This window comes from Paenibacillus sp. Marseille-Q4541 (genome assembly GCF_018310695.1).
Classification (GTDB): domain Bacteria; phylum Bacillota; class Bacilli; order Paenibacillales; family Paenibacillaceae; genus Paenibacillus.
In genome coordinates, this window is sequence record NZ_JAGXCY010000027.1 from 38002 (window position 1) to 63345 (window position 25344).

A 25344-nucleotide genomic window follows, 5' to 3' on the forward strand; every position below is an offset into this window, starting at 1 on the left:
TTCTTCCTAATTCTACATATTGGAACGATATTCACTTGGGCTGTAACCCACTTCTTTTCGGAAGGTTTTGGAGAAATAATTCGCGGTATCAAACCCTGTCGCATCCGCAATCTCTTTTACACTTAGCGAAGTCGTTCGAAGCAGGAGTTTTGCTTCCTCCATACGTTTCAAGCTCAAATATTTCAGCGGTGGTACACCAAAATGCTTTTTAAAATACTTAATGAAATAATTGGGATGCAAATGCAGCACAGATGCCATCTGTTCCAGTGTAACTTCTTCATGCAAATGATCCCTAATATATTCTTGAATCGCTGTAAGCCTGCTTCTCTCTCCACGCTTGTCGGGATGGATCTGCGGAATCTGATGCTCCAAAATTCGCGACAGAAGATCAAACATAACTGACTTCTCTTTCAGTCTCGCTGAGACCGAATGATGATTATGACTCTTGGTAAGATCTTCAAAGAGCATCTTCAGCACTTCCTGATCCATTGCATCATAACAAATGGGAACATCCAGCCACGAAAATACATCCGAATCTCCTACCGTTGCTGAAAAATGGCACCAATATTTTAAGAAAGGCCGATCGCTAATAGTTGAGTACGATTGTTTCGTACCCGCAGGCAGCAGGACAAGTTGACCCGGTGTTGGATATAACTCCAAATCCCCTATTTTGAGCCAGCCTTCCCCACCAAGAATGTAATATATTTTATTGTAAGATACGGTATAGTCATACTCTTTCCATTCAGGCCAGCATTGGGTTTTCTTCGCATCCCATACTTGTACCTGCATATGTAACATCATCTCTTCAATTGCTTCGCTTTCCCGCAGCTGTTCATGTATCATGCTTTAAACCTCATAAAGTTAGTATTGTACCCATCTAAGTTAAGGAATTCTCTATCCTATCGTATCACATTATTGCTACAATCGGACTCATAATTCATTATACGGAGGTTACTTCTCATGACATCAAACATCTACGAGCAAAGAATCAAAGAGCGCAACGAACGCACAGCATGGTTTCAAGAAGACCGCTTTGGTATGTTCATCCACTGGGGACTGTATGCAATCCCTGCTCGAGGCGAGTGGCTCAGAAGTAGTGAACAAATGAGCGTAGAAGATTATCAGACTTATTTTGATGAGTTTAACCCAGTTGATTACAAACCAAAAGAATGGGCCAAAGCAGCCAAAGCTGCGGGCATGAAATATGCTGTACTTACGGCAAAACACCATGACGGATTCTGCCTGTTTGACAGTAAACTAACGGATTATAAAGCAACAAACACGAAAGCCGGCCGGGATCTAGTACGCGAATTCCTTGATGCATTCCGCGAGGAAGGAATTAAGGTAGGGCTTTATTTTTCTGTAATCGATTGGCATCATGAAGACTTCCCTGCATATGGCGACCTTCATCATCCTATGAAAAATAATCTGGATTTCAAACGTAATCCCGAGACTTTCCCAAGATACTTAGACTACATGCATGGTCAAATCCGTGAACTGCTAACCGACTACGGTAAACTCGATATTATGTGGTTTGACTTTTCCTATGCTGAGATGAAGGGTGATACTTGGAAAGCTGAAGATATTATCGCCATGCTGCGTGAACTTCAGCCCCATATTATTATCGATAATCGTCTCGAAGGCAGCGGAGATAATGGCGGAAGTATTTATACGACAGAACCTTCTGTTTACAGCGGAGATTTTGCATCCCCTGAACAGATTATCCCTCCATCCGGTGTGGTGGATGTTACCGGTAAACCAATTCCATGGGAAGCTTGCATAACACTCAATAATAACTGGGGCTATGCAGCTGCGGACAAGAACTATAAGACACCAACGACGGTCATTCGTAAACTCGTAGAATGTGTCAGCAAGAACGGAAACATGCTTCTAAATGTGGGTCCTGACGCAAAAGGGAACATTCCTAAAGAATCGCTGGACATTCTATCCGAAGTTGGAGATTGGATGAGCAAAAATGGGGACAGCATTTACGGCTGTAAAGCTGCAGACTTCTCCAAACCAGACTGGGGCCGTTATACACAAAAGGGGAACAAACTGTACGCTCACGTCTTGGAAGACAGCGTAGGTCCTGTCAATCTGCTTGGACTGAATGGCAAAATTAAAAAAGCTAGACTTCTTGCAGATGGATCAGAACTATTCCTAAGCCGTCCTTGGAGTGCTGCAGAATTCACGGAAGATGCGTTTGTCAGCTTTGCGCGTCCTGAAGTATACAGTCACCCTCTTCCAGATCAGCGCAATACCGTAATTGAACTTGAACTTGTAGAAGAAGACAATAAAGCATAAGCAACCTTGATAATTGATCAGAATCCGGTGTGAGTACCGTATTCTGATCTTTTTTATTTCATTCATTGTATATAAAATCCCCCCTGAGACACTTGGAAGATTCGTTTCCACAAGTGCTCAAGGGGGATTTTATTTTGCTATAATTACTGCCAGATTTCGTCTGCTACTTCTTTAATAAAGGCAAGCTTGTTCCATTGCTGCTCTTCTGTCAGAATGTTCCCTTCTTCTGTCGAAGCAAACCCGCACTGTGGACTTAGGCAAATTCGGTTAATATCCACATACTCTGTTGCTTCTTCAATTCTTTTTACAATCTCTTCCTTATTCTCTAGCTCACCTGTCTTAGAAGAAAACAGACCGAGAACAACTTGCTGATCTTCCTTCAAGAAACGAAGCGGTTTGAAATCACCCGCACGGTCTGTATCGAATTCAAGATAGTAACCTGCAACATTTTCAATGCCAAGCAAAGTTTCTGCAATCGGCTCATATCCGCCGGAAGATGCCCATGTAGAGTGATAGTTACCACGGCATACATGTGTCGTAATGACCAAATCCGAAGGCAAGAAAGCAACTGCCTGTGCATTAACCTGTGCATACAACTTCGCAGTTTCAGCTACGTTTACTCCTTCTGACTGTTTAGCCTCTAAATAGTTTTTGTCACACAACATTCCCCACGTGCAATCATCTAACTGAAGACTGCGGCAGCCTGCTTCATAAAAGGCAAGAATTGCATCATGATAAGCTATTGCAATATCATTTACCAATTCTTCTTTACTGCTATAGAACTGCTCCACAGAAGCTCTATTTTCCGGACGCTGAAGTTCAGATAGGAACTGAGCAGGGGCAGGAATCGTTTGGCGTGCTACTACATCATCCCCCGCTGCTTGTTTCAAAAACTTGTAATGATCAACGAATGGATGGGAAGATGAAAACCCTACTTTACCAACAAGACGCGCCGTTTCTCCTCTTGTCGTTTCCCCTTGAAATGGATAGCCTTTAACATCCTCGGCCTTCTCCACTCCATCCAGACCCCACATGAAATCGAGGTGCCACCATGAGCGGCGAAATTCTCCGTCCGTTACGGCCTGTAATCCAACTTCTTTTTGTTTCTCAACAAGACGAACAATTGCCTCATCTTCAATCTTGGTGAGTTCGGCTTGAGAGATTTCTCCGTTTTGGAATTTAGCTCTCGCTTGTTTCAAAGATTCTGGACGTAAAAAGCTCCCAACAATATCATACCGATAAGGAGTTATGCTTCTAACTGTTCCTGCTTGTGTAGCCTGGCTCATGTGATCTATCTCCTTTAATTGTTATTCGTTAAGGTTGTACTAGAAAGATAACATGAACGATCAGTTATAACATAACTCCAATAAACTATAGCTGGTTATAACTTTAAACTATATCAAATTTTTCGGTTGCCTCCTGCAATGCCTCTACATAAACCGTCGCAAGCTTCGAGAGCATCGCATTTTTATGAGAAATCCATCCGACATTAATCGTTTCATTGCAGTCCAAAGGTACGGGGATAATATCATTTCCATTTAAATCTGCGCTCAAGACTCCAGTTGAAATAGTGTAACCATTCAGTCCAATCAATAGGTTAAAGAGAGTGGCGCGGTCATTCACCCGAATGCTTTTTTTATGAGATAACGTACTCAAAATTTCCTCTGAGAAATGAAATGAATTGTACTCTCCCTGTTCAAACGATAGATAGGGATACTCTTCCAGATCTTCTATGGAGACAATAGATTGCCTAGCAAGCGGGTTCTGGGCGCTAATAAAAATATGCGGCTTCGCTGTAAACAGACTGTGAAACTGAAGATTTGCTGCGATCAGCAGTTTGCTCATTACTTTGCTGTTAAATTCATTTAAATACAAGATTCCGATTTCACTGCGCAGTGTTTTAACATCTTCAATAATTTCATGGGTCTTCGTTTCCCGCAGAGCAAGTTCGTATTCCTCCTGCCCATATTGCTGAACGAGCTTTACAAAAGCATTCACAGCAAAGGCGTAGTGCTGAGTAGACACTGAAAAATGTTGTGGTGAGGGCTTCGCATTCATATATCTGCTTTCAAGTAGCTCGGCTTGTTCAGCAACCTGCCTTGCATATCCCATAAATTCAACGCCTTCAAGAGAAATCGTAATTCCTTTATTCGTACGTTCAAAAATAGTAATCCCGATATCTTCTTCCAGCTCACGAATGGCTTTGGACAAACTTGGCTGCGAGATGAAAAGTCGTTTAGCTGCTTCGTTCATCGATCCGCGATTGGCAACCTCAATGACATATTTAAGTTGTGTAAGTGTAGCCATACCATCCCTCTTTCTTCCGAAAATGTTTCTACTAACATTATACCAGTAGTTAAAACTTATTTTGTCGCAATGATTTTGGGAATGATCCACCTATTATCTACATAATGTGAACCAAACCATGTAAACTGACCAAACTCTATCCGACATTTTGATAACAAATCGATAGGTAGTTAGCATATCAACCATTCATTTTTGGGAGAGGGATTCTATGGCCATTGCACCATCTATTTTGAGACAAGGGGATACGGTAGGAGTTGTCACATTAGGGAGTCCTCTTAGCCGGGCGACTATTGATGCACGAATTGAAGTTCTGAAGACAACAGGACTGAATATCATCGTGGGTGATCACGTATACGATCAGGATGGGTTTCTGGCCGGGACAGATGAAGACCGTGCACAAGACCTCATGACCATGTTTCAGAATGAAGAGGTTAAGTTAATACTCCCAACTCGTGGAGGTACCGGTGTGGCTGGAATTCTTCCCTATCTTGATTTTGACGTGATACGCAGCAATCCGAAACTGATCACTGGGTACAGTGATATTACCATACTGCTCAACACACTTTATCAATATGCAGATTTGATTACACTGCAAAGCCTCATGTTAATTGACTTTAATTCAGGTACACCCTCTTATAACTTTGACCAATTCTTCACAGCAACCTCTATCGTTCAGTCTACCCGGCTCATCTCAAATCCTCCAAATATCCCCATGATCAGCCGAATCCAAGGAAATGTGACCGGACCCCTTGTTGGCGGAAACCTTACCTCCTTTGTAGATACATTAGGCACCCCGTATGAGATCGATGTAACGGACAAAATCCTGTTAATTGAAGAAACACATGAGCCCACGAATACGGTCTACCGTTATATCAACCATCTCCAGCTGGCGGGTAAACTGGAAGCCTGTGCTGGCATCATTATGGGCGAATGTACAGGTTGCCTTGAAGCTTATGGTGTATCTTATCAAGAGTTGATTGAAGACGTCATCGTTCCTCTTGGCAAACCATTAATGACCAATGTGACCACAGCCCATGGTCTATATAAAGCAGCACTGCCGATAGGAGCTGTCGTGAATCTGGATACGGAAGCGAACACACTTACTGTTGTTGAGCCAACTGTAGTTGCCTGAGTATCTTGTCTTGTTAGGCAGGCCAGACTACTCCCCCTACTCGATTTTAACTGAACCAATTCAAGACCAAGAGTTATTAGAACATGAGATTTCGTCTGTAAGGTGACCCACGTAAACTCATCTACCTAAAATATAAAAATAACCGTTACTGAATGTTTCAGTAACGGTTATTTTCTATTTTGAAAATAGGCTGAAACTTTACTCTATGAATCTTTCGATATGAATTGTGTTCTACTGTACTAACATGAACATAATCTATTCAATAGAATACGTATTAACTTACTATGTATTAGGAGGTTAAAATGAACCGTTTATTCCGCTCTTCTACAATTGGATTCACATGTATAATCCTCTTGGGATTATCTTTCTTTTTCTTTGCACAAGCTGCGAGCGAGACTCATTCACTCGTTTTATCCTCTTCTCTTCTTCAACTCAACACGATTTTTCTCAGCATACTGATTGAAGCTATGCCCTTCGTTCTCATAGGTGTACTTCTTGCCGGCATCATCCAGATCTTTGTCACCGAAGAGCATATAACTCGTTGGATGCCCAAAAACAAAGTAGCAGTCATTCTCATGAGCTGTGTGGTTGGAGCTTTATTTCCCGCCTGCGAATGCGGTATTGTACCCATCATCCGAAGACTCGTCTCCAAGGGAGTTCCCATTTATGCAGGTATCGGATTTATGCTCACCGGTCCACTGATCAATCCTATCGTTATTACATCTACCTATATGGCTTTTGGCAATGATTTTCGTATCGCAGGCCTTCGAATGGGTGTTGGTTTTCTGATTGCTCTTTTGGTCACTTTTTTTATTAGCATGAGTTTCTCAGGAACGCAGTTTAGGCAACATAACATCGTTACTGCAACCATTCAGGATAAAACTCCACTATCGCAAAAGTTTAAAAACATGCTGCATCATTCGATTGATGAATTTTTTGACATGGGTAAGTTCCTTATTCTCGGAGCCTTTATTGCGGCATCCGTGCAAACTTTTCTACCTGCAAAAGCACTCGTAGACATTGCAACAAGCACGGCCTCTTCTACGCTCATTATGATGGGACTGGCCTATGTTCTCTCGCTTTGCTCAGAAGCAGATGCATTTATCGGATCTTCTTTTAGTCACCTGTTCGGGACAACTTCCATCTTGGGTTTCCTCATCTTTGGGCCCATGATGGACTTGAAAAATACTATTATGATGCTCAGCGTATTTCGGGCTCGTTTTGTAATGACCGTGCTGGTCTTCATCGTTCTTACTATCTTCACAACACTTATGTTTCTACATCCTTATCTATAAGGAGGTTATAGGAGATGAAAACCAAGTTTTATGGCCAACAGTTACTCAAGGCAATTATTCTGCTCTCCTTCTCGCTATTATTGTTGCGATGGCATGTAACAGGCGAAATACTGAAGTTTGTTAATCCCAAATATGAAATACTAAGCTTAGGTGCGGCAATTCTCTTTGCTTTGTTATTTGTAATCCAGTTAACGAGAATATGGACGATGAGTCCATCTACGCATCAACATGATCACGATCATAACCATCACGATCACTCCTGTCATGATGACCATTGTCACCATGATCACGGCACTTCTGACTTTAGTATGAGGAAGCTTGCAGGATACAGCATTATTCTGTTTCCTCTTTTGACAGGATTTCTACTTCCTGTGAAGACACTTGATAGCTCTATTGCAAGCAAAAAAGGTGGTATGCTCCTTTTATCCGGTACGGATCAGCCAGCCTCGAAGCAGATTCAACAAGATCCTTTACCTGCTGCTGAGCTGGAACATCTTGTAGAAGAGGATCTTTTGGATTCACATCCTACCGATTCCCCCGCCGAACATGCACCGGATGAACAAATATTCGAGAATGAAATGTCTAAAGATCAATATAAACAGCTGCTTCAACACATGGAAAACACAAAGTCCCTTGAGCTGCAAAATAATATTTTCTCAACTTACTATGACCATATACGAGAACACCCTGAGCGATTCAAGGGGAAAACTATTCATCTATCCGGGTTTGTCTATAAAGAAAAAGATCTAGCGTCTAATCAACTTGTCCTTTCCCGCTTCCTCATTACGCACTGCATCGCAGATGCTACTCTCATTGGTTTTCTTTCCGAATTACCTGAAGGACAAATCCTAGAGGAAGATACTTGGATACAGGCTGACGGTGTTCTTGATACGATCGTCCATAACGAACAGGAACTACCTTATATTAGAATTACCAATGTAAAGACCGTGCCTGCTCCTGACCAGCCCTATTTGTACCCGATCAGTATTCGTATCCTATAAGAAGCCAGGAATTACTTCTCGTCCTTCTGAAAAATATGACTTTAGGGTATCCAAATGGTCAGGAAGGGAGATACCTTTAACATAACAATCCGATATAGTTGCATATAATCCGGTCTGTAAAAGTGGGGCTGTTCCGTCCCATAACAAATATATGTTATCAGTGAAATCTGCAAAGAAAGGAGCACGTTCTATTGAACATGTTGATTGGTTCCCATGTGTCCATGGGTGGAAAGAAAATGCTTCTACAAGCCAGTGAAGAAGCAGCGTCATACGGGGCTTCTACATTTCTTATCTATACAGGAGCACCCCAAAACACACGTAGAAAACCTCTCGAAGCATTTAATATTACTGCAGGCCAAGTACATATGAAGGAACATGGAATCTCTAACATCGTTGTTCATGCTCCCTTCCTTGTGAATTTAGGAAATTCAATCAATCCTCAAGTATTTGAACATAGTATTGAATTTATGCGAGCGGAAATGGAACGAACTAGAGCACTTGGCTCCCAGCAAATTGTCCTGCATCCTGGATGCCATGTCGGCGCCGGACTCAAAGTTGGAATCCAAAAAATTATTGAAGGGTTAAATGAAATCCTTTCTGAAAAAAGTGAGGTTCAAATTTCACTGGAAACGATGGCTGGTAAAGGGACCGAGTGTGGCCGAAGTTTCGAAGAACTAGCCGAGATCATCTCCGGTGTCACGAATAACGAACAATTGTCCGTATGTATGGATACATGCCATATCCACGATGCCGGATATAATGTAGCGGAGGATTTTGATGGAGTTCTAAACACATTTGATAAAATAGTCGGTGTTGACCGTATTAAGGTGTTGCATATTAACGACTCCAAAAATGAACGTGGCTCTCGAAAGGATCGGCACGAAAATATCGGTCATGGATATATTGGACTCCAGGCGCTTGATTATGTTGTTCACCATCCACAGTTTGTAAATATCCCCAAACTACTTGAGACTCCATCCCTTGGTCCTATTAAATATAAACATGCACCTTATAAGCACGAAATCGCTTTGTTACGGAGAGAGATTGAAGTCCCTGTCGATAAGACAGCATTTGATGTGAAATAAAAAAAGACGGCAAAAAATCGCCGTCTTTCCTGTAACTAGGATGATGGGTTCTGAGGGACTCGAACCCTCGACCAGATGATTAAGAGTCAACTGCTCTACCAACTGAGCTAAGAACCCATGTCGTAATATAATACCCTTATCGTTACCTATTGAAACATCTTACCTGTGTCTATATTAACATATAATCTTCATTCTTGCCAACTTCTTTCAACCTAAAAAGCCGTAAACACATATCATCGCTGTGTTGGACGGCTTTTTAGAAAGTTCTTAAGCGAGATGAGACAACATATCATCTGTCATTTGATCCAAATTAAATTTGGTTTGAAAATTCCATTCTGTCCTTGCAGCAGACGTGTCTATCGCATTCGGCCACTCTTCTGCAATTTTTTGGCGAATCGGATCAGACTCATAGGAGAGTATAAAATCTGGAACATGCCTTCGTATACTTACCGCAATCATTTCAGGGTCTACGCTCATCGCTGACACATTAAATGCATTCCGATGAATTAGCTTTGCAGCATCCGTCTCCATCAACTGTATCACGGCTTGAATGGCATCCGGCATATACATCATATCTAGAAATGTTCCTTCACTTATATATGAAGTATAGCTTTCCCCTCTGGCTGCTTTCAGGTACATATCTACTGCATAATCTGTAGTCCCCCCACCTGGAGGGGAAGTATGAGACACGAGACCAGGGAAACGCAGACCTCTCGTATCTAGCCCGAATTTATGAAAATAGTAATCACACAGCAGTTCACCGGCAACTTTGCTTACCCCATACATCGTAGCTGGTCGCTGCATGGTATTTTGAGGGGTCGCTTCTTTGGGTGTACTGTGTCCAAAAGAAGCTATTGAACTTGGCGTGAAAAACTGGCACGATCTTTCCCTCGCCACTTCCAGTGCATTTAACAGTCCTCCCATATTAAGTTGCCAAGCTTGCAGAGGATTATCTTCTGCTTTCGCAGACAAAAGGGCAGCCAAATGTATAATGGTATCTGCCTGATGTGTTCTAACCAAATTGAAAAATGCCTGACCATCCGTTACATCCAGCAGATGAAACGGGCCTGATAAGACAACCTCGCTTTGATTATTACGAATATCAGTGGCAAGAACCGCATCTTCTCCATATAGCTGCCGCAACTGAAAGACCAAATCCGAGCCGATCTGCCCCAATGCTCCCGTTACCACAATTCGTTTCATAAGAGCCTCCTATTCGATCAGACCCAGCTCAGTCCCTACCGTTCGGTAAGCGGCCAGAGTACGGTCCAACATTTCTGTCGTATGTGCTGCTGTAGGCATGTTTCTTACGCGACCTGTACCTTTTGGTACCGTCGGAAAAACGATAGCTTTTGCATAAATGCCTTCTTGGTACAGTCTGGTACTAAAGCGTTGTGTCACTTCCTCATTTCCGATAATGCATGGAGTAATCGGTGTTTCTGTCCGGCCGATAGAATAGCCTAAATCTTTTAGCCCTTGTTGTAGATATGCAACGTTCTCCCATAGTTTTTGCTGCAACTCTACACTGTCTTCAAGAATGTCAATGGCCGCTATACAGGCTGCTGCACTTCCTGGTGGAAGCGCAGTGGAGAACAAAAAAGGACGACTGCGCACTTTTAACCAATCAATCAGATCAGAAGAGCCTGCAACATAACCACCAACCACACCTACTGCTTTAGATAATGTACCGATCTGCATATCGACCTGGTCTGATAATCCAAAGTGTTTGACCGTGCCTTTACCTTTTCCAAGACGCCCGAACCGTGGGCATCGTCTACGTAAGTAATCAAGTCATATTCATTCGCGATCTCTACAATGTCAGGGAGCCTTGCAATATCTCCATCCATTGAAAATACCCCATCAGTAATGACCATGATTTTTTCGTATTTTCCGTGTTTCCTAGCTTCGTTTGCCTTTGTGCGCAGATCATCCATATCAGAGTGTGCATAGCGTAACACGGTGGCTCTGGACAATCGGCATCCGTCGATAATCGAGGCGTGATTTAATTCGTCAGACAAAATGAGATCATCAGGCCCCATTACTGCGGAAATGGCAGCCATATTACAATTAAAACCGGATTGATATGTAAGAACTGCTTCTGTCCCTTTAAATCGGGCCAGCCGAATTTCTAGTTCTTCATGAACTCTCAGTGTTCCATTAATGCTCCTAACCGCACCACTGCCAGCCCCGAAAGAGTTCGTGGCTTGATTTGCTGCTTCTATCAATCGTTTATCCATGGCGAGTCCAAGATAATTGTTAGATGATAGATTTATAAATTCCTTTCCTTGAATGAGAATGATTGGACCATTGGGACTCTCTAGGGGTTCAATTGTATTGTACAGTCCTTCAGCTTTCAGAGCTGAGAGATTTGTCTGTAAAAAAGCGGATAATCGTTGACTTGCCATATTATTCCCCTCCATGTCATCTCATTTCTCTTTACACATTCTTTACTGCTCTACTTTCCATCCTATGTGCCTACGTCCATTGCAATCACCATATTTCATGGTACATGTGAGTACCTTCGATAATGATTGTAAGGATCAACAGAATAAAGAAAACGCATACATTAATGCTTAATTACATATTCTCCCTCCTATTGTCTTCCTCCTCCCCCTACCAAAAATCTTCGTTATGCCATATGGATAACAACATAATAAAAAAAGAGAGCACATGTATGCTCTCTCTTCCAATCTTGGATAACCTATTCTTGTTCCTATTTACGATCAGTATGTCGAAATTGATTGTAAAACATCATCAAAGAAGTATAAATATTGATCATAGCTTGAGCCTTCATAAACCCATAATTCTGATGTTCCCCAGTTATAAACATCTTTTGAATTGCTATTGTAGGGCCCCCAGGACAAATAAACCATTTCAGGGGTCATCCCTGTACTGATCCTCATATCTCCAATTAGTTCCCAAGCTTTTTGAGAAAAATTGTACTCGCTTCGAGGGTTAACGGTATGAATTCCATAATCAAAATTATAATATGCCAACATGGCAATATACGTTTTTCCTTTATAGAAGAAGTGCACGTTAATCCAATCCTCAAAGGAATCGTCCCTAGTAACGTTGGTTATTTTTACTTGAGCTAAGTTCTTTATATTATCAGAAGCATTGTTACCATATAGATCTTCGATTACCACAAAGGGTACGTTAATCCATGCGGATTTACCAATATACTTTTGATAAGATTCATACAAATCATTGATGGGAATCGTCACGCTTTTGTTCTTTACCGTCACTGTAATGGATTTAATGTATTTAGAATAATAATCGTATGTACCTTGCTCTACTGCTATGGTTGCTTTAAGTAAATCTTTGATTAGCTGAATGGGAACCATTAACTTCCCATTAATAATTTGAGGTGCTACTGCATATGAGGATTTCACACCATTAATATGGATAACCCTAGAATCCAGTTTTGCTTTTATCTTTGTATTTCCATAGCTAAAGGCAATTTCCTTAGTCTTATTATTTAATTGTACTGTTCCACCTAAGTTTTTCAGGACCGGGGCTATGGGAACCATAGAAGTATTTTTTAGAATTACACCACTATCTTTAATAGTGACCGACGTTTTTTGGGCCTCATTACTTGATGCAGCATGAATCATCCCGTTAAAGCTACTAAATGCTAGTAAAAATATGAAAATACTTAACAATCTCCTGATATTCATGAAACCATATTCCTCCAATAACATTATTTTCTATATCATAACACTAACACAAGAATAGGTATATAGAATCATGTTATTGGATTTCATATAGTTCCTAAGTCATCCATTATTTCATGTTTTAAAAATAAACCGAACAGTTCAAATAGAAGAGCTATCTCGGCAAAATGGAGCGAGCTTGCTGGATAATATCTGCAACAATATCTCCTGCCGATTGACCTGAGGTAAGCAGTCTTGTCCCTTGCCCTGCCCACAATGACATATAGTCAGGATTACACATGCGGCTAGCCGCGTTTCTAATATCGCGAGTCACCGTATTCTGTGTAGGAAAAGGAAGCGGCTGAATCCCACTGGCATCCCATTGCCTGATAAAGGAATTGCGTATGCCTCTCGCGGGCCTACCTGAGAATGCTTTTGTTATGACTGTACTTTCTTCGGTGCTTTCCAGCAAAGCCTGTTTGTATACTTCATGCGCACCCGATTCGATGGCAGTTAGAAATCGGGTTCCCATTTGGATCCCTTGCGCTCCAAGAACGAGTGAGGCAATAAGTCCCCGTCCATCCATAATACCTCCTGCTGCAATAACTGGAATTTGAACATGATCTACGATTTGTGGTACTAATGCGAAAGTTCCTATATTGGCTCCCATCGGGTGCTTCACCATGTCAAACGTTCCGCGGTGTCCTCCTGCTTCACTGCCTTGGGCAACAATAGCATCACATCCTGCTTGCTCCGCCATGATCGCTTCCTCTACCGTGGTGACCATCGTAACAACAAGAAGATTAGCTTCTTTAGCATGCTGCATGAAAGGCTCAGGAAGAACACCAAAAGCGGTACTAATGACCGGCACCCTTTCTTCGAGAATTACAGCACACTGTTTTTCAAAAAGATCCGGCGACTTTACTGTAGATGTATTCTCAAGAGGAACATGAAGCTCCTCTCGCATCCGATTCAGTACCCCGTTCACTTCACCGATTCTCGTATCGTTATCAGAAACCGGAGATGCAAAAAGATTAACTCCAAACGGCTTATCCGTCCGTTTGCGAATTTCCTGAATGCTTGTACGAATAGCATCGGGCTCCATATAAGCTGCGCCCAGTGTACCTAGTCCACCTGCATTAGACACAGCAGCCACTAGGTTTACCGTCGATGGTCCCCCTGCCATTCCCGCTAAAAAAAGGGGATATTGAATATGAAACATGTGACAAAGTTTCGTCTGCAGTTGAATATTCATAATGACCTCCTTCTAAATAATGGTAACCCAATGGTAACATGTGAAAAATAGAAGTTCCAGCTTCCTAATTATTGTAGAAATTCGTGTTCTACACTTGTTCTCCAACGTAAAAAAGCCGCTGAAAACTTCAAAAAGTGTTCAGCGGCTTTTGATGTTATTGTGCCTAGGAGGTCTTCCTCTGACATCATCATACATCGAGTGAATCTGTCTCTTAGGACATTTTCACCAAGCTGTAGTTTTTCTTTCCTTTGCGGATAATGATAAATCGACCGCCGATAGCTTCATTAGATGTGACTTCAAAGTTCACATCCGTAACGCGCTCACCATTCATCGAAATTGCACCTTTGGTAATATCCTCACGCGCCTGACGTTTAGATGGCTCAATACCGAGATCAACGAGCCAGTCTACGATATTTTTCGATTCTTGCGTTGCTTCGAAAGTAGGCATTTCTTTAAAACCTTGCTCAATCTCGTCTGCAGTGAGTGATTTAATATCGCCACTAAACAAAGCAGCAGTAATACGTTTAGCTTGCTCCAGCATTTCTTCACTGTGAACAAATCTTGTCATTTCTTCAGCGAGCTTCTTCTGTGCTTCGCGTTTGTGAGGTTCGGTCTGAACCTTCTCAGCTAGCTCATCAATTTCCTCTTTGGAAAGGAAAGTAAAGTACTTCAAGTATTTCACAACATCACGGTCATCCGTATTTGCCCAGAACTGGTAGAACTCGAATGGGGTTGTTTTCTTCGGATCCAGCCATATCGAACCCCCAGCGGATTTACCAAATTTCGTACCATCGGCTTTCAGCATCAGCGGAATCGTGAGACCGAAAGCTTTCGCCTCAGCCCCTTCTTTTTTCCGGATTAGATCAAGACCGCTTGTAATGTTACCCCATTGATCAGAGCCACCGATTTGCAGTTGAACGTCTTCATTCTGGAACAGATGCAAGTAGTCAAGTGACTGCAAGATTTGGTAAGAGAATTCGGTAAAGGAAATCCCACTTTCGAGTCTACTCGCCACAACATCTTTTGCAAGCATGGAATTCAGGCTAAAGTTTTTACCGTAATCACGCAAAAATTCAATGACATTGATTTTATGTGTCCAGTCATAGTTGTTGACCATACGAATTTGATTGTCGCCTTCTGTAATGAAGAGCTTTTTCATTTGATTGGTTAGTGCATCCACGTTAGCTTGTACTTCTTCGAGCGTTTGCAAGGAACGCTCTGATTGACGACCACTTGGATCACCAATCGTACCTGTAGCACCACCAATGAGAATAACAGGACGATGGCCAGCAAGTTGGAAACGTTTCAACACCATAAATGGAATCAAGTGACCAATATGCATACTGTCACCCGTAGGATCGACACCGCAGTAGAGCGATACCGATTTTTGATTCGTTAATTCACGAAGGCCTTCCGCATCCGTTTGTTGATTAATGGCATCGCGCCATTCCAGTTCATCAATAATATTCATAGCCACTACACTCCTTCGTTTCATAGGTATTCTTATAACGAGAAATATCATTTCCACGGTAAAAAAAATCGTCCCTATGTCTATTGTAGACATAGGGACGATTGAACAACCGTGTTACCACCCAGATTGCATAAATGGACCTCGCACGTAACGTGCGCCATTCATGCCGCTCTTTCGCGAGTTATCGTTCGCCACTTCCGCTCGGCATTACCCGAGATACTCCAGAGTGTAATTCGCGTGGCTTAGTGTGTACCGGGTTCCATCAACCCCCGGCTTTCTAGAACAGTGACTAAGCTGCTACTGGGCTCTTTCAACGTATATCACATATAAGATTACAGACAGTATAGTGAATTATTTTTTTAATGTCAACTAAGTTTAGACAGGATAGGCTGGCCGATCCTCATCGAGAACTTCCCCACAAAAACCGAATTAAACGAATCCTGCCAATTTATACATGAGTACGCTGGCGATACATCAAATAAATAAAAAATGGAGCGCCCAGAATAGCAGTGAAAATTCCTGCTGGTATATCCATGGGAACGAAAAGCGTTCTACCCACAAGATCGGCTAGCAATACAAAAAATGAACCTAATATCGCTGAAGTAAGCAGGATCGCGCTATGGTTATTACCTACTATTTTACGAGCCATATGAGGTGCCATCAAACCTACAAAACTGATTCCTCCCGCAATCCCTACAGCAGAACTGGCTAATATAACACTTAACGCGATAAAGAGGAATCTTTTCCTTTCCACTCTTAGACCTACGCCAACCGCTATCTGATCTCCTAATGCTAATAAGTTCAGGCTTCTAGATTGAAATAGAGTGATCAGTCCACAAATAATTACCCACGGAGCCAAATACATTACATGATTCCACGAAGTTCCATATACCGTTCCAGCCATCCATCCTAAAGCCTGTGATACCAAATACAAAGGTCCTGCAAGTGTAAAGTATACCGTTAAAGCCCCCATTGCCGTAGAGATGGCCACTCCTATCATTGCCATACGTAATGGTGAACTACCATTCTTCCATGCAAACATATAAGTTATAGTGGAAGCAAGACACCCTCCTACTAAAGCCGCTACTGGAAGCCATCCTACACTTACTTGCCCATTCATAATAGTAATAAATGCGACAACAGCAGCTGTTGCTCCAGAAGTTGTCCCCATCAAATCAGGTGAGGCCAAAGGATTTCTTATCAATGCTTGTAGTATCGTTCCGGAAATCGCCATGGCAGCGCCTACGAGTATTGCAGCTACAATGCGAGGCAAACGCAGTTGCCATAGAATAAGCTGATATTTGGCTTCCCCCATACCGATCATAGATTGTATGACGTCCTTAATAGGCACATGTAAACTTCCCATTCCGATACTTATCAGAATCGTAATAAGTAACAGCAATAACAGAAAACCTATTTTCAAAGTAGTAAATGACTGGCTATGATACCTTTTCAGCTTTTGCTGTACCGGTTTAGTTCTGTCCAAGTGCCTTCCTCCTTACAAGTATCACGACAAAGGGGACACCTAGAATTGCTGTGGTAACACCAACTGGTACTTCTCTAGAATCAAGTAAAAACCGAGATAACACATCAGCGAGCAATAAAAAAGCAGCACCTAACACTGCACTATATGGAAGAAGCCAACGATGATCATTACCAATGAACCAGCGGGAGATATGAGGAATCATAATACCTACAAAACTAATGGGACCCGCTAAAGCGACACTTCCCCCAGCAAGAATGACCACGACGAATATCGTTATGATTCTGATCCAGAAGATGCTTTGTCCGAGTCCCGTTGCCACATCCTCTCCCATCGACATGATGTTGAGGGAACGGCACAGGAACAATGCAATCACCCAAGCAATAATAAAATACGGCAACATTTGAAGGGTATGATTCATATTGCTGTTGGAAACTGAACCGGTTAACCAATAGAGCGCACCTTCCAATGTTTCATCACTAATCAGCATAAACAATGAATTCAACGAAGAGGCAAAAGACGCCAAAGCCGATCCCGTTAGTATCAGCTTCAAGGGCGTCATCCCTCCATTTCCGATCATTGCTATCATGAATATAAGGCATGCGGTTATACCCGCTCCAATAAAACCAAACCACATCAATTGGGAGAAAGAAAATACCGCACCATACCAATATAACATCGCTACAATGGCCAAAGCGGCACCGGCATTAACCCCTAGGATAGAGGGAGAGGCGAGTGGGTTCCTTGTCATCGCTTGCAACAACACGCCGGCCATCGCTAGACTACAGCCAATAACAGCTGCAGTCAAAGTACGAGGAACTCTAGATGTTCGTATAATCAGTTGTTCATCGCTGCCTGAGAATGAAGTATAAGCTTGAATTACAGTTGCTATATCAAAACTCTTTAATCCCCACAAGATACTGGCAACACCAGCTCCCAAAAACAGAAAAAACGCGATGATTAAACCAAGCGTTTTTCCTCTGTTACTAGTTATAAGAGAGTTCATATTGTTCTTCCCCTCTTAACGTCACTACAGCTGAATATCTGCAAAATATTTTTCAATGTCTGCAACTAATAGTTTAGCAGCAATGATGCCTCCCGCTGAGTTCCAGATCGCCTCATCAACTTGATAAACTTGTCCATTTTGATTCACTTTCATATTTTGTGCGATTGGATCAGCGAGCCACTCTTTTGCAGTATCAGAAGCAGCCGTTTCCCCACTACGGTCCGAAGCAAAATAGAACAATACATCGCCATCTAATATGCCTATTTGTTCCTTTGTTATTTCTTCCGCAAATTCTTCTTTCTGTTGTGCTTCAGTTCTTGCAATTCCTAGTTTATCAAACACAACGCCGGCAAAGTTTTGCAGATAATATACTCTAGCCTGGCCTGCCTGGAAACGAGCAAGGGATACTTCCGCTTTCGCTTTGTCACCTATTCTGGCCGCTGTATCTTCGACCAATTTATCGAAATCAGCAAGAACTTGCTCACCCTCTGATTCTAAATTCAATGCACTAGCAAATAGTTTGAAATTGTCGATCATGCTATCGCCAAGATTTTCAGTGAATACCGTAGGTGCGATTGCACTTAGTTGATCGTATATTTTTTCTTGTCTTACCTTCGTGCCTAATATCAAATCAGGTTGTAAACTAGCGATTAACTCCATATTGGGTTGTGTTTCATCACCAACGACCTCTACGCCGTCCATTTGACCCTTAATATGATCGTACCATGGGTCTCCAATCCAAGATTGAACCGCACCCACTGGTTTAATTCCTAATTCTAGTAAAGTCTCCGTACCTTGTGTCGTTAAGACAACAATTCTTTGAGGAGTACCCGTAATATCTGTTTTTCCCATTGCATGATCTATCGTTCTAGTCTCAACAACCGGAGTTTCCTTGTCTGGTTGACCAGTTTCGGAATTTCCAGTGGTCGTGTTACCCCCATTGCTTGCACAAGCTGTCAACACCGTTAAGACCATAAGTAGTAATATAGTTAGCATTGATTTGGGATATGCTTTCAATTTTTTCACTTTTTCCGCCCCTATTTCTAATAATGAATATCATTCTCAATGTTTATCAAAAAAATAGACCTCTCTAATAACCGATGCGCATACGGTTCTTTACATGATACAATTACAACACTAATATACTCTACATTCCATTTCAATAGAAGCAGGACTAAAATGGACAAAATGAAGGAAGTGTTACATATAGAGAACTTCATCGAAGGACAACAACAATCGAAAGAATGGATTACCCTCTCTCTGCTTTATTTAATGGAGACAAAAGTATACTCCGATATCAAAGTTACTGAAATCGCCAAAAAGTCTGGTCTTGCCAGACAAACGATATATCGAAATTATCAAGACAAAGATGATATTTTATATGAATATCTATGTCATCAATTTAATTACTTCGACAGTAAACTAATTGAAAGAGAACTGACAAACGAAGACATATTCATTGCCTTTTTTCAAATGTGGAAAGATTTTGTCCCAAACTCTTTATTTCTCAATATTCAATCATCTGATCGTAAAATCAGACAAATCATATATAGAAGCATTGAGTACTTTATTAAAAATAAATATGTAACATATTTTATGCCACCTCATACTTATACCGGCGAGCTCCATTATTATGCTTTTCGATCCTTGGCATCGGTTTTGCATGGTTTATTAATTGAATGGAGTCTTAAGTTTTATAAGCAATCACCGGAGGAAATCGGTTTGCTTGCTTACCAGCTTACGGATTCCATACGACAGGTTTGCATCCAAAATACGAATTAAATGGCCCAGCTTTTGGGGGAGTCCTAGATCAATTCACTCTTAAATTTATAGAGATATTTAGCTCCCCAACTTCCTTCTACGTAAAACAAACCCCCGAAGCTCATCACTCTGAAGATTTGATCCCCAATTTATCTGACCACACTTCATCTTATTTAGAAGATTCCTCCCTTTGAAAGTTAAACAAGCATTGATAAGCGATTCATAGACCCCCGTTGACAAAGATAATACCTGCTTTTAGAATTATATTATCTCGTTAATCGAGATAATTAACTATCAAGAATCTTAATCGGAAAATTTGAGCTTATTCTGAAAACAACAAACATTTGTAAAGGGTGCGACACAAGTGACTTCATTAATCCTATATGCTACTAAAACGGGAGCTACCGAGCAATGTGCAAAAATATTATCAGAAGCGTTACCGGATAGTACGTTATGCAACATTCAAATCGATAAGCCTAACATTGAAAAATTTGATTATATCATTCTTGGCGCAGGCGTAAGAGACGGAAAAATATATAAGCCCATACGCGATTTTATCAAAAAAAACCAAAACGAATTACTTAATAAGCAAATGGGCTATTACATTTGTAATGAAAAGCCAAAGAAAACAGAAGAGATCATAGAACAAAACATCCCTGCTGATCTCAAAAAAGCGGCGATCTGTATTGAGTCATTTGGTGGTTATAAAGCCTATGCAGCGCCAAAAGAAGGAGCAGATCAATTAAAAGGGATTTTTGTAGATCGGATAAAAAGCTTTTCTGAACATTTCAAATAAGCCATGTTGTGAGAATTCTGTTACATTTCCGAAATCGGAAAAAAATTACTCAGCCCATCCCATTTTTACTCGCCTAATAAAATGTTAGAATGGAGTCATCTGTTCAAAATATGAATTAGGAGTATGACAATTGCGTGCACATCCAATTTCTTTTTTACGTATTACAGGTCTATTAGACGGTTTTTCATTTCTCTTTTTGTTAGGTATCGCAATGCCCATGAAATATATTGGTGGCATCGACGCAGCCGTTTCGATTATGGGGAGTATTCACGGCGTGATTTTCTGTCTATATGCACTCGCGATACTTTATACTGCTATACGAGTGGACTGGAGCTTATTTTGGCCTACTGCTGCACTCGTCGCAGCTTTTATCCCGCTTGGAAATTTTATTTTGGACTTTAAACTGAAGAAAGCACAAACCCAATACAAGGTGAAGCCTTTTAACTTTTCCCTGATTGTGTATAGTATTGTGTTCTTCTCTTTTATCGATTTGTTTGCGCAGCTGCCGGTCATGAGTACATTTGCGACTTCTGTCGGAGCAAGCACGTTTATCGTGGGCTTTGTGGTTGGGCTATATTCGTTAACCAATACGCTCGGCAATATTTTATCTGGTATCCTAACGGATAAGATCGGACCTTTCAAAATACTTATTGTCGGCTTACTATTAACAAGTGGCGCGCTTTTGCTTTATTATTTCGTCGATTCACCTACATTTTTGATCATTGTCCGCATCATCCATGGTTTTGTCGCCGGACTCATCGTCCCTGCTGCATTCACTTTCTCTGCCAATACGACGATTAATAATCAGCAAGGAAAAAAAGTCGCTTTCACTGGTACTTTTGTGGGACTAGCAGCTATTATCGGCCCTGCTTTCAGTGGGATCATGGCTAGCAAAACGTCCGTCCCTTTCGTCTTTACATGCGTAGCTATATTAGGCTTTTTACTAGCTATTCTATCTGTTATTTTTCTTAGTAAATATAAGGTATCGAAGAAAGAGAAAGAAGTTCGTGTACAACCATCATCAGGCTCGATCATTAATGCAGGTGTGATAAAAGCGTATAGTGGTGCGTTTTTCTTAATGTTTTCTCAAGGTGTAATTGCTTATTTGTTACCCTTGCATGTTCAAACACTTGGATATGATTCTAGATTAAGCGGCACCTTGATGAGCACTTTTGGGATCATTGCAGTTCTATTATTTGTCCTTCCTACGAATCGTATTTTTGATCGTGTCGCCCCATCCATCACAATGGCTATTGGTATGGGACTAATGGGACTAAGCCAACTGCTCATTAGCCAATCTACGACAACACTTACCCTTTACATCGTACTAGGTTTATATGGCGTAGGTTTTGCCCTCTTGTTTCCATCCATTAATACGATGCTCATCAAAGCTACCCCAGCGGAGCTCCGCGGGAAAGCTTACGGTTACTTCTATGCTTTCTTCTCTTTAGGTGTTGTTGCTGGATCTTCCGTGTTAGGATGGCTGCCCTTCAATATTTCCGGAGGGTTTCTATTCACTGGAGTTATCCTACTGCTAATTGCTGCCATCATCGCCTTTAACAAACAAGAAGATCACGCTGTGAATTACTAGTAATAAACTTGAATACTGCACTCAAACAAAGAGACGGCAATCCTATGGATGCCGTCTCTTTTCATGTATGATCGTACTTTTTCCCAAGAAGGAATCCAGCTGCCCCCTATTTCATAACATAATATGAACGAGTCAAAACATTCTTCACCGGAGGTGTTTGATGGAATATATAAGGGATTTCGCTATGTACGCGTCTATATTCGGTATGTTTAGTATGAGCTGGTTCGGTTGGGCACAGGAAAATCCGAGAGCTAGCTGGCGGAAATACTTAGGTATTGCTTCTGGGATAGCGCTTCTAGTATGTTTGTTTGGCGTTTACTTAAGTATAACGAACTGGAATGCTCCTTCCGCACTCACAGACCAGACCAATTTCAGGAACTATGTAATAACCGTTTATGTTGAATTCTTTTTGGCTGGAGCTGGAGCATTTGTGCTGATCAGAATAAAACAGAAAGATAAGGTGGCCCCTTGGATTGCCTTTATTGTAGGTATTCATTTTATAGGATTAGCAAGCGTATTTAAAGATCCAAGTCTATACCTGTTAGCTGCTCTTCTGGTATCCATTTCGATTATTTCATTGTTCGTTTCACGGAAACTCCAAGTAGCGTGCAGCGCAATCACAGGTATTGGATCTGGTGCTACGTTGCTAGGTTTTGCGGTACTTGGAATCATCCGATTTTATTTGGCGTAGGATATAGGGACCGGGCAAGACGAAAACCAAGATCATCGATTCGGAATGAAGGATGACTCCTCCGGCGGCATGTCGAACCACAGCCCCTAGCCTCTTCCGCCCAGCTGCCACCGCGGAAAATCCGGTAGGAATCATATACTTTCACATCGTATACATCCCAACACCATTCCCACACATTTCCTAACATATCATAAAGTCCCCAGACATTCGGCAGTTTCCCACCTACTTCATGTACCCTGCCTTCAGAGTTTTCTTGATACCACGCTACTTCATCAAGATCTCCATAGCGATACCCTGTTGTTTCTGCTTTACAGGCATATTGCCATTCCGCTTCTGTAGGAAGACGATAGCCATCCGCTTCCCAGTTACAGGCAACACGCTCACCATCGTTACTGACTGAATAACATTCCTCCAGACCCGAGTGTTGAGATAGCAAATTACAAAAGAGAATAGCATCATTCCATGAGACGTCCACAATTGGAACCTTAGATTTTTCATAAGAATCCCTTGTATGTTGCAATATCGAGGAATATAACGCGCTTGTAACAGGAACCGGTGCGAGCAAAAAAGACTTCACTGTTACCGACCATGTCTGTTTGATCCGATCATCCCTTAACTCAATTTCACCTGCAGGAATGTTCACCATTGGATACTCAGCAAGCCCGGGTATTATGCTCACCTATCTTCCTCCCGTTCCATCTCTTATAATGACACACTTAACTTTTCAATCGCTTGTTGTTCCGTCGGCAAGAAAAAGATATCCTTTCCGCTGTTACACTCATAGACGAAATCTTGAAAGCTTTTACTTGAATAGACAGAAAAATCTCCTATAAAAGCAACCTTTACATGGTAATTGATAAACTTCTGAAGGATTTCGCCTGCAAGACGTGTTTTCAAATCAAAAAAGTTTTCACTGACTAAAGATTTGTGTATACAGATACGATTGCATCCTGCTTCATATTGTACGGTTGCCATTAGATCCAGCGCGGACTGAACATCCTTTATAACGATCTCACTGCCGTTCACTATGGCAATATTAATATTATTCATTTCTACCTTTGCTATATCCATAAAAATCCCCCTACGACTTTACTTCGTATACAATACGAGTATCCTCATCAATCTTGAAGTTTACTACTTAGTTGTTCCTCTAACCAATCATAGGCCATTCGCCCGCTAATTTCATGTCCTCCGTCAAAAAAATCAGCTTTCAGACTCTCCTTTGCAGAGGCTGCTTCATAGATCTGTTCAAGAATTGTGTAAGCTCGCTTCGCGCCGATCAGAGGAAAAACCCGATCCTCGATTCCCGCTTCCAACAGTAACGGCCTCGGAGCGATCAATCCAATGAAATCAGCCATCCTGGCCTCCCGTAAGATGCCCGGGATATAATTGTCTAGACAGTGACTTCTTGTGAGAATGCTGTCTTCGAACGTATTCGCGTATCCGCTGATCACTGTAGCTCCGATGCGTTCATCCAGAGCGGACATCATAGAAGCGATCATTCCTCCCCCGGATATGCCCATACAACCTATACGAACTGGATCAGCCTCTTCTCTCGTCTGCACATAATCGAGGGCACGAATCATTTCATAAATGCGATAACCGGCAAGCGTTCCTCCTGCCATTAACAGTCTTAAGGCGATATAATGACAAGAGCTTTTTTTCGGATCAGCCGTGAAGTCCTCCCTGAGTCTACGGTCGCCAAAGCCAAGAAGCTCCGGAGCGACAACAATGAATCCGCGTCTGACCAATTCGAGCGCAAAGTCCTTGTGTAGACCGGGCTGCCCAGTACGCTCCGATCCATCCGGTTCCAAACCGATTATCTCACGGCTCCCGTAACCATGTCCGTGCAGAGCGATGACTATGGGCCGGGGTCTCTCATAGGAACGTAGGGGAAGCAATAAATACATTGGCATACGCAAACCTTCATAGGTGGTAATTTCCACGCGTTCGCGGATATGATCATCAAGTTCGGTACGCTCCAAGATCACGGGATCAAGAAACGAAGAGTGCTCAGGGAAGCCTCCCAAAAGTGATACCATCCGTTCCGCTAATTCTGCACTCCAGTCATCCCAATCCATCCCTGGATAGAAAGCGCTCTGCGGCTGTATATTCTCGGTAAGTTGGTCTAAATAAAGCTTGGGATTCCATGTTTCCACTTCCGTTTTACCTGATAGAAAATTATTTTCATTATCCGGCATATCCCCCTTCACCACCTTTCCGATCCATTAGCCATAACGTCCAGAGCAGCGCTTTTATGTACTGTTTCCTTGAATGATTATTCCTTTAAGTGGTGCCCGTCAGGCTTTGATCAAAAACGATTGTAACAAATAGATGGGGTCGGAACAATCATTTCTGAACAGCATAAGAGGGAACATTATACCTCTTTGCTTTCATGAAGTGATGTCATGAGGAAATAAAGTGACTGTCTTCAATGCATTTTTAGAAAGTAACCGATAATGTTTACCCAAAATATGATGGATAAAAGTAACAAATACTATTTTCTATTGCTA

At 41.8% G+C, this 25344-nt stretch carries 22 protein-coding genes, 1 tRNA gene, 1 pseudogene and 1 other annotated feature; of the genes and pseudogenes, 9 read left to right on the top strand and 15 right to left on the bottom strand.

Annotated features, from left to right (window positions below; genetic code table 11):
- Nucleotides 1-12 precede the first annotated feature (12 nt).
- A complete protein-coding gene (locus KFT32_RS20740; RefSeq protein ID WP_211749396.1) occupies nucleotides 13-843 on the bottom strand; it encodes an AraC family transcriptional regulator in 831 nt (276 codons plus the stop codon).
- A 117-nt stretch (nucleotides 844-960) separates the two neighbouring features.
- On the opposite strand from KFT32_RS20740, the gene KFT32_RS20745 reads away from it, so the two are divergent.
- Nucleotides 961-2304: an alpha-L-fucosidase gene (locus KFT32_RS20745; RefSeq protein ID WP_211749397.1), complete on the top strand. Its 1344-nt coding sequence runs from the start codon at nucleotides 961-963 to the stop codon at nucleotides 2302-2304.
- 143 nt (nucleotides 2305-2447) lie between these two features.
- On the opposite strand, the gene KFT32_RS20750 is transcribed toward KFT32_RS20745, so the two are convergent.
- Together KFT32_RS20750 and KFT32_RS20755 are read right to left on the bottom strand one after the other, a co-directional pair.
- A complete protein-coding gene (locus tag KFT32_RS20750; protein ID WP_211749398.1) occupies nucleotides 2448-3590 on the bottom strand; it encodes a 5-methyltetrahydropteroyltriglutamate--homocysteine S-methyltransferase in 1143 nt (380 codons plus the stop codon).
- A 103-nt stretch (nucleotides 3591-3693) separates the two neighbouring features.
- On the bottom strand, nucleotides 3694-4611 hold the full coding sequence (locus KFT32_RS20755) for a LysR family transcriptional regulator (protein WP_211749399.1): 918 nt from the start codon (nucleotides 4609-4611) through the stop codon (nucleotides 3694-3696).
- A 208-nt stretch (nucleotides 4612-4819) separates the two neighbouring features.
- Here KFT32_RS20755 and KFT32_RS20760 point away from each other — a divergent pair, with 208 nt between their 5' ends.
- From KFT32_RS20760 to KFT32_RS20775, 4 genes are all read left to right on the top strand, one after another.
- Nucleotides 4820-5743, top strand: a complete 924-nt coding sequence (locus tag KFT32_RS20760; RefSeq protein WP_211749400.1) for a S66 peptidase family protein — start codon at nucleotides 4820-4822, stop codon at nucleotides 5741-5743.
- Nucleotides 5744-6045: 302 nt separating this feature from the next.
- Nucleotides 6046-7038, top strand: a complete 993-nt coding sequence (locus KFT32_RS20765) for a permease (protein ID WP_211749401.1) — start codon at nucleotides 6046-6048, stop codon at nucleotides 7036-7038.
- 14 nt (nucleotides 7039-7052) lie between these two features.
- Nucleotides 7053-8039 carry a TIGR03943 family putative permease subunit gene (locus KFT32_RS20770; protein ID WP_211749402.1) on the top strand — a complete coding sequence of 329 codons (987 nt, stop codon included), beginning with the start codon at nucleotides 7053-7055 and terminating at the stop codon, nucleotides 8037-8039.
- A 197-nt stretch (nucleotides 8040-8236) separates the two neighbouring features.
- The gene (locus KFT32_RS20775; RefSeq protein ID WP_211749424.1) at nucleotides 8237-9124 is read left to right on the top strand and encodes a deoxyribonuclease IV; all 888 of its coding nucleotides are present in this window, start codon (nucleotides 8237-8239) and stop codon (nucleotides 9122-9124) included.
- A gap of 44 nt (nucleotides 9125-9168) precedes the next feature.
- Here the strand turns inward: KFT32_RS20775 and KFT32_RS20780 are convergent.
- The 9 genes and pseudogenes from KFT32_RS20780 to KFT32_RS20820 form a co-directional block, all read right to left on the bottom strand.
- Nucleotides 9169-9241 (bottom strand) — tRNA-Lys (locus KFT32_RS20780).
- A 150-nt stretch (nucleotides 9242-9391) separates the two neighbouring features.
- A complete protein-coding gene (locus KFT32_RS20785; protein WP_211749403.1) occupies nucleotides 9392-10327 on the bottom strand; it encodes an NAD-dependent epimerase/dehydratase family protein in 936 nt (311 codons plus the stop codon).
- 9 nt (nucleotides 10328-10336) lie between these two features.
- Nucleotides 10337-11529: pseudogene (locus KFT32_RS20790) on the bottom strand (glycine C-acetyltransferase).
- Between the two features lie 318 nt (nucleotides 11530-11847).
- The gene (locus KFT32_RS20795; protein WP_211749404.1) at nucleotides 11848-12801 is read right to left on the bottom strand and encodes a copper amine oxidase N-terminal domain-containing protein; all 954 of its coding nucleotides are present in this window, start codon (nucleotides 12799-12801) and stop codon (nucleotides 11848-11850) included.
- Nucleotides 12802-12952: 151 nt separating this feature from the next.
- Nucleotides 12953-14032: an NAD(P)H-dependent flavin oxidoreductase gene (locus KFT32_RS20800; RefSeq protein ID WP_211749405.1), complete on the bottom strand. Its 1080-nt coding sequence runs from the start codon at nucleotides 14030-14032 to the stop codon at nucleotides 12953-12955.
- 211 nt (nucleotides 14033-14243) lie between these two features.
- Nucleotides 14244-15503, bottom strand: coding sequence for a tyrosine--tRNA ligase (gene tyrS / locus KFT32_RS20805; protein ID WP_211749406.1), 1260 nt, complete (start codon nucleotides 15501-15503; stop codon nucleotides 14244-14246).
- Nucleotides 15504-15593: 90 nt separating this feature from the next.
- Nucleotides 15594-15826 (bottom strand) — a binding site (T-box leader).
- Between the two features lie 125 nt (nucleotides 15827-15951).
- Nucleotides 15952-16989, bottom strand: a complete 1038-nt coding sequence (locus KFT32_RS20810; protein WP_249436032.1) for a FecCD family ABC transporter permease — start codon at nucleotides 16987-16989, stop codon at nucleotides 15952-15954.
- Nucleotides 16976-17992 (bottom strand): FecCD family ABC transporter permease, encoded by a 1017-nt coding sequence (locus KFT32_RS20815; RefSeq protein WP_211749407.1) that lies wholly within the window; start codon nucleotides 17990-17992, stop codon nucleotides 16976-16978. Before KFT32_RS20815 ends, KFT32_RS20810 begins: the two co-directional genes overlap by 14 nt.
- Nucleotides 17993-18016: 24 nt before the next feature.
- On the bottom strand, nucleotides 18017-18988 hold the full coding sequence (locus KFT32_RS20820) for an iron-siderophore ABC transporter substrate-binding protein (protein WP_211749426.1): 972 nt from the start codon (nucleotides 18986-18988) through the stop codon (nucleotides 18017-18019).
- A 183-nt stretch (nucleotides 18989-19171) separates the two neighbouring features.
- On the opposite strand from KFT32_RS20820, the gene KFT32_RS20825 reads away from it, so the two are divergent.
- The 4 genes from KFT32_RS20825 to KFT32_RS20840 all read left to right on the top strand — a co-directional run bounded on the left by KFT32_RS20825 (nucleotide 19172) and on the right by KFT32_RS20840 (nucleotide 22831).
- Complete coding sequence (locus KFT32_RS20825) at nucleotides 19172-19774, top strand: TetR/AcrR family transcriptional regulator (protein ID WP_211749408.1); 603 nt, start codon at nucleotides 19172-19174, stop codon at nucleotides 19772-19774.
- A gap of 343 nt (nucleotides 19775-20117) precedes the next feature.
- Nucleotides 20118-20549: a flavodoxin domain-containing protein gene (locus KFT32_RS20830; RefSeq protein ID WP_211749409.1), complete on the top strand. Its 432-nt coding sequence runs from the start codon at nucleotides 20118-20120 to the stop codon at nucleotides 20547-20549.
- Between the two features lie 130 nt (nucleotides 20550-20679).
- Nucleotides 20680-22140, top strand: coding sequence for an MFS transporter (locus tag KFT32_RS20835; RefSeq protein WP_211749410.1), 1461 nt, complete (start codon nucleotides 20680-20682; stop codon nucleotides 22138-22140).
- 160 nt (nucleotides 22141-22300) lie between these two features.
- Complete coding sequence (locus tag KFT32_RS20840; RefSeq protein ID WP_211749411.1) at nucleotides 22301-22831, top strand: hypothetical protein; 531 nt, start codon at nucleotides 22301-22303, stop codon at nucleotides 22829-22831.
- Here KFT32_RS20840 and KFT32_RS20845 read toward each other — a convergent pair.
- The 3 genes from KFT32_RS20845 to KFT32_RS20855 are packed head-to-tail and all read right to left on the bottom strand — an operon-like array spanning nucleotide 22809 to nucleotide 25032.
- Nucleotides 22809-23477 (bottom strand): formylglycine-generating enzyme family protein, encoded by a 669-nt coding sequence (locus KFT32_RS20845; RefSeq protein WP_211749427.1) that lies wholly within the window; start codon nucleotides 23475-23477, stop codon nucleotides 22809-22811. The genes KFT32_RS20840 and KFT32_RS20845 overlap by 23 nt on opposite strands.
- Nucleotides 23478-23533: 56 nt before the next feature.
- Nucleotides 23534-23902: a DUF4180 domain-containing protein gene (locus KFT32_RS20850; RefSeq protein ID WP_211749412.1), complete on the bottom strand. Its 369-nt coding sequence runs from the start codon at nucleotides 23900-23902 to the stop codon at nucleotides 23534-23536.
- Nucleotides 23903-23949: 47 nt separating this feature from the next.
- Nucleotides 23950-25032, bottom strand: a complete 1083-nt coding sequence (locus KFT32_RS20855) for an alpha/beta hydrolase family protein (protein ID WP_211749413.1) — start codon at nucleotides 25030-25032, stop codon at nucleotides 23950-23952.
- Between the last annotated feature and the right edge of the window lie 312 nt (nucleotides 25033-25344).

What these genes read in the sequence shown, in the direction of transcription:
- KFT32_RS20755 (WP_211749399.1), bottom strand. Translation starts at nt 4,611, where the DNA reads ATGGCTACACTTACACAACTTAAATATGTCATTGAGGTTGCCAATCGC.
- KFT32_RS20840 (WP_211749411.1), top strand. Translation starts at nt 22,301, where the DNA reads ATGGAATATATAAGGGATTTCGCTATGTACGCGTCTATATTCGGTATG.
- KFT32_RS20800 (WP_211749405.1), bottom strand. Translation starts at nt 14,032, where the DNA reads ATGAATATTCAACTGCAGACGAAACTTTGTCACATGTTTCATATTCAA.
- KFT32_RS20855 (WP_211749413.1), bottom strand. Translation starts at nt 25,032, where the DNA reads ATGCCGGATAATGAAAATAATTTTCTATCAGGTAAAACGGAAGTGGAA.
- KFT32_RS20845 (WP_211749427.1), bottom strand. Translation starts at nt 23,477, where the DNA reads ATGGTGAACATTCCTGCAGGTGAAATTGAGTTAAGGGATGATCGGATC.
- KFT32_RS20760 (WP_211749400.1), top strand. Translation starts at nt 4,820, where the DNA reads ATGGCCATTGCACCATCTATTTTGAGACAAGGGGATACGGTAGGAGTT.
- KFT32_RS20815 (WP_211749407.1), bottom strand. Translation starts at nt 17,992, where the DNA reads ATGAACTCTCTTATAACTAGTAACAGAGGAAAAACGCTTGGTTTAATC.
- KFT32_RS20775 (WP_211749424.1), top strand. Translation starts at nt 8,237, where the DNA reads ATGTTGATTGGTTCCCATGTGTCCATGGGTGGAAAGAAAATGCTTCTA.
- tyrS (WP_211749406.1), bottom strand. Translation starts at nt 15,503, where the DNA reads ATGAATATTATTGATGAACTGGAATGGCGCGATGCCATTAATCAACAA.
- KFT32_RS20795 (WP_211749404.1), bottom strand. Translation starts at nt 12,801, where the DNA reads ATGAATATCAGGAGATTGTTAAGTATTTTCATATTTTTACTAGCATTT.
- KFT32_RS20825 (WP_211749408.1), top strand. Translation starts at nt 19,172, where the DNA reads ATGGACAAAATGAAGGAAGTGTTACATATAGAGAACTTCATCGAAGGA.
- KFT32_RS20750 (WP_211749398.1), bottom strand. Translation starts at nt 3,590, where the DNA reads ATGAGCCAGGCTACACAAGCAGGAACAGTTAGAAGCATAACTCCTTAT.
- KFT32_RS20740 (WP_211749396.1), bottom strand. Translation starts at nt 843, where the DNA reads ATGATACATGAACAGCTGCGGGAAAGCGAAGCAATTGAAGAGATGATG.
- KFT32_RS20765 (WP_211749401.1), top strand. Translation starts at nt 6,046, where the DNA reads ATGAACCGTTTATTCCGCTCTTCTACAATTGGATTCACATGTATAATC.
- KFT32_RS20850 (WP_211749412.1), bottom strand. Translation starts at nt 23,902, where the DNA reads ATGGATATAGCAAAGGTAGAAATGAATAATATTAATATTGCCATAGTG.
- KFT32_RS20770 (WP_211749402.1), top strand. Translation starts at nt 7,053, where the DNA reads ATGAAAACCAAGTTTTATGGCCAACAGTTACTCAAGGCAATTATTCTG.
- KFT32_RS20745 (WP_211749397.1), top strand. Translation starts at nt 961, where the DNA reads ATGACATCAAACATCTACGAGCAAAGAATCAAAGAGCGCAACGAACGC.
- KFT32_RS20820 (WP_211749426.1), bottom strand. Translation starts at nt 18,988, where the DNA reads ATGCTAACTATATTACTACTTATGGTCTTAACGGTGTTGACAGCTTGT.
- KFT32_RS20785 (WP_211749403.1), bottom strand. Translation starts at nt 10,327, where the DNA reads ATGAAACGAATTGTGGTAACGGGAGCATTGGGGCAGATCGGCTCGGAT.